Below are 1366 nucleotides of genomic sequence, written 5' to 3' on the forward strand. Positions count from 1 at the left end.
TGCCGTTGGTGCCGTCGCCGAAGGTGACATTGACCGCCGTGCCGCCGTTGAAGGAGGAGAAGGTCAAGGTCTTGCCGCTGATGCCGCCGACGCCGGAGGTGCGGGCCGCGGTGAAAGCGGTCGCGGTGCCGGTGTTGCCGGCGAAGCCGAGCGAGTTCAGCGCATTGCCGGTGCCGGTGATCGACAGGTCGGCGTTGACGCCGGTGGACAGCTTGAGCTGGCCCGACGCGTTGATCGACGAGTTGGTCTGGCCCGAGGCGGTCGACAGCGTCGCAGTGCCGTTGGCGGCAATGCTGGCGGACTGAACGCCGGTGGCAAGATCGATCGCATTCAGGACGTCACCGATGGTACCAGCCTGCAGATAGACCGTCGAGTTGCCGGCGCCGTCGGTGATGACGTTGCCGCTCTTGCCGAAGCCGGACGGAATGGCCGGAGCACCCGCGGAGCCCGGAACCGGGGCGTTCTTGAAGCTGATGACGTGTCCGTCAACATTCAGCGTCGAGCCGTCCTGGATCAACTGACCGAGCGAGGCCGCGCTGGTGGTGCGGGCCACGTTCACCGTCGCGTTGCCGCCGCCGACGGCCGAGCTCAGGCCGAGGGCCTTGAGCAAGTCCGCCTTGCCGGTGACGCTGAGATCGGCACCGGTCGAGCTGCGCAGCGTGACCTTGCTGGCCGTCGTGGTGCCGACGTCCGATGGCGTCGCACCAGCGCTCGTGCTGATGGTGGCCGCACCGGCGCTGATGGTCGCAACCTTGACGCCGCTGGCGAGATCGATCGCGGTGGCGAGGTCGCCCACGGTCGCAGCCGGGGTACCGCTGGTGCCGAGATAGACTGTCGAGTTGCCGCTGCCGTCGGTGACGATGTTGCCGCTGAAGCCCGAGCCGCTGGGAACAGCAGTGGCGGCAGGAGCAGCGCCGGCACGGAACGTGATGGTCTTGCCGTTGACGGTGACCGTGTCGCCGTCGGCCGGCTGGGCGGTGCCGACCAGGCCGGTCGCCGTCGCCGCACCGCTCGCGATCAGGGTGATGCCAGCGGAGAGAGCCGTCGTGCCGTCACCAGCCGTTGCAGTCGCACCGGTGTTGACGCCCTGGGTCGCGCCCAGGGTGATCGCCGAGGTCGCCGCGTGCGTGCCGCCCGCCGTGCCGTCATACAGCACGTTGCTAGTGGCAACCGTGCTGGCGAAGGAAGTCGTGCCGCGCAGGTCGGCAGAGGTTGCACCCGAGATCGTGGCCGAGACGTTGGACTTAGTGGAGTAACCGACGGTGGTCTGCAGCGCCTGGTTGGCGATCGACTTCGCGCTGTCGATCAGCTTCTGCAGCGAGGTGATGCCGGTGTTGGCGGCCTGCAGCACCTGCACGCCGTTGGC

The 1366-nt window shown here is 68.4% G+C and carries 1 protein-coding gene; it reads right to left on the reverse strand.

Annotated features, from left to right (window positions below; all coding sequences use genetic code 11):
* Nucleotides 1–1366: DUF1522 domain-containing protein (locus IVB42_RS04230; RefSeq protein WP_247456527.1), on the reverse strand; the 1366-nt coding region annotated here is incomplete at both ends.

Source organism: Bradyrhizobium sp. 45 (assembly GCF_023073155.1).
Classification (GTDB): Bacteria; Pseudomonadota; Alphaproteobacteria; order Rhizobiales; family Xanthobacteraceae; genus Bradyrhizobium; species Bradyrhizobium canariense_D.